Here is a 1,728-nt window from a genome sequence, read left to right on the forward strand (position 1 = left end):
AATAATCCCGTGCGGGGTCACTTTCTGCCATCGGTTCGCCATCGGGTTCGGGGTAAACAATCGGGGTTTTTAGGGGTGCGAGAGTCATGGTTTTCAAAGAGATGAACTATACCATTAGTTCTATCGTACAGAAATTATAGCGCGATCGCGACTAAACTCTTCCTCTAGCTCCTTTCCGGTAGATAAAATAGAAAATAAAGCTACAATCAAATCAGTATCATTCCCGCTAAAATAGTCCCATGTCCGACCTCACACAAAAAGTATTTCGAGAGGCTTTAGCACTCTCTCCCATAGAGCGAGCAATGCTCATTGATGCCCTAGTTGATAGCTTAGACCAAAGCGATCCTCAAATCGACCAACTTTGGCTAGAAGAAGCCGAAACTCGCCTGCAAGCCAACCGTGAAGGGAAATTAGAAACTATTTCCGCATCACAAGTATTTGAGGAGATGAGAAATTTGTGAGAGTAGAGTTTTTAGCGATCGCGCGTCAAGAATTCCAAGAAGCAATTCAATATTACGAATCACAGCGTGTTGGACTTGGACAGGAATTTTGTAGTGAAATTCAAGGTACCATTAATCGCATCATCGCTTTTCCATCAGGATGGTTGTTACTCGGTGGAAATATTCGGCGATGTCAGACTCGGCAGTTTCCTTATGGTATTATTTACACGGTAGAAAAAGAGAGAATTTTAGTGATTGCAGTTGCCCATCTTCACCGAAAACCTAATTTTTGGAGAAATCGCACTTAAAATATTTATTTCCTCCGGCAGAATACATAAAAACGAGAGGAATGCGATCGCACTTCCCCTCAAAGTCGTTTTACAGTCAGGCGATCGCCGATTTCAGTAACTTGGGACGACTCAAACACAGATCGTAGTGAGTCTGTAAATTCATCCAAAATTCCGGCGAAGTCTGAAAGGCTTGAGAGAAAAACCAAGCAATTTCTGGAGTAATTCCGCGATCGCCTTTGATAATTTCATTCATTTGTTGGGTAGGAATTTCTAAATGAGTAGCAAGGTCTTCTGTAGTTAATTCCAAAGGTTTGAGAAATTCCTCCAGTAAAATTTCTCCGGGATGGGTTGGCTGTCGATGAGTTGGTAACATAAGCAAAAAAATATTAACCCGAAACAATTTTAACGATGATAATCAACAATTTCTACACCAGTTATAGCCCCAGCTTGCCATTGAAAAATAATTCGCCATTGCTCATTAATGCGAATATTATACCAGTCTTCTAAATCTCCTTGCAACGCTTCCAAGCGGTTTCCAGGTGGGACTCTGAGATCGTCAAGTTTTTGAGCCGCGTTGAGCATATCTAACTTCCTTAAAGCAGTTTTAACAATTTCAGAAGGAATTTTACTGGCCTTTTTACTATTGATTCCATTGAAAAGGTCTTCTGTTGCTTGACTACCAAAAGAAATAATCATTCTTCCCAAACCAGTCAGTAACTATTGAGATGAGTAAAAATGCGATCGTGATCGCCGATCGCTTCCAATTCGGAGATTTCTTCTCAGGTTAGGCGATCGCAAGAATAAGAGAGGAGGATAATAGGAAGTTTCAGAGGTTATCAGGGTCTAATCCTTTCGCAAGCAGGCGATCGCGCAACTCTTGCAATGTCCTCTGAACTTGTTCTTTTTCCCGTCGTTCCTCAATCCGTTCCCGTTCGGACTCATCTGGACTCCTTAAATACTCCCCAGTTTGGGGATTGAAAAAACGCATCTGACCATTG

At 41.7% G+C, this 1,728-nt stretch carries 4 protein-coding genes; 2 read left to right on the forward strand and 2 right to left on the reverse strand.

Translation table 11 applies throughout. From position 1 onward, the window contains the following. Positions 1 to 239: 239 nt before the first annotated feature. Together JUI58_RS11255 and JUI58_RS11260 are read left to right on the forward strand one after the other, a co-directional pair. The gene (locus JUI58_RS11255; RefSeq protein WP_204103882.1) at positions 240 to 461 is read left to right on the forward strand and encodes an addiction module protein; all 222 of its coding nucleotides are present in this window, start codon (positions 240 to 242) and stop codon (positions 459 to 461) included. After that, positions 458 to 748, forward strand: a complete 291-nt coding sequence (locus JUI58_RS11260; RefSeq protein WP_204103883.1) for a type II toxin-antitoxin system RelE/ParE family toxin — start codon at positions 458 to 460, stop codon at positions 746 to 748. Before JUI58_RS11255 ends, JUI58_RS11260 begins: the two co-directional genes overlap by 4 nt. A 76-nt stretch (positions 749 to 824) precedes the next feature. On the opposite strand, the gene JUI58_RS11265 is transcribed toward JUI58_RS11260, so the two are convergent. Together JUI58_RS11265 and JUI58_RS11270 are read right to left on the reverse strand one after the other, a co-directional pair. Then, a complete protein-coding gene (locus JUI58_RS11265; protein ID WP_204103884.1) occupies positions 825 to 1,103 on the reverse strand; it encodes a HigA family addiction module antitoxin in 279 nt (92 codons plus the stop codon). Positions 1,104 to 1,132: 29 nt separating this feature from the next. Then, complete coding sequence (locus JUI58_RS11270; RefSeq protein ID WP_204103885.1) at positions 1,133 to 1,426, reverse strand: type II toxin-antitoxin system RelE/ParE family toxin; 294 nt, start codon at positions 1,424 to 1,426, stop codon at positions 1,133 to 1,135. Positions 1,427 to 1,728 lie beyond the last annotated feature (302 nt).

Origin of the sequence: Spirulina sp. CCY15215 (assembly GCF_016888125.1) — a bacterium.
Lineage (GTDB): Bacteria > Cyanobacteriota > Cyanobacteriia > Cyanobacteriales > Spirulinaceae > CCY15215.

Bases quoted from the DNA above. Each gene is read 5' to 3' on its own strand.
- JUI58_RS11255 (WP_204103882.1), top strand. From the start codon at position 240: ATGTCCGACCTCACACAAAAAGTATTTCGAGAGGCTTTAGCACTCTCT.
- JUI58_RS11265 (WP_204103884.1), bottom strand. From the start codon at position 1,103: ATGTTACCAACTCATCGACAGCCAACCCATCCCGGAGAAATTTTACTG.
- JUI58_RS11270 (WP_204103885.1), bottom strand. From the start codon at position 1,426: ATGATTATTTCTTTTGGTAGTCAAGCAACAGAAGACCTTTTCAATGGA.